This is a genomic window from Cedecea sp. B1(4), from assembly GCF_059414925.1.
On sequence record NZ_JCAHMZ010000219.1, the window covers coordinates 1 to 264 of the forward strand.

General features: G+C 70.5%; 1 protein-coding gene. It reads left to right on the forward strand.

Annotation, left to right across the window (positions count from 1 at the left end; translation table 11 throughout):
• Positions 1-264, forward strand: a 264-nt coding sequence (locus tag ACR6JA_RS22695) for a nitrilase-related carbon-nitrogen hydrolase (protein WP_494599720.1), incomplete at both ends; no start/stop codon positions are given.

Genomic DNA, 264 nt, shown 5'->3' on the forward strand with positions numbered 1-264 from the left:
GCTGTCGCAACGCACCGGCGCCAGCCTGGTGATCGGCGTGATCGAACGCGCCGGCAGCACGCTGTATTGCACCGCGCTGTACTTCGATCCCGCCACCGGCCTGGCCGCCAAGCACCGCAAGCTGATGCCCACCGGCACCGAACGGCTGATCTGGGGCCAGGGCGACGGCTCCACCCTGCCCGTGCTGGAGACGGCCGCGGGCCGCATCGGCGGCGCCATCTGCTGGGAAAACCACATGCCGCTGCTGCGCACCGCCATGTATGC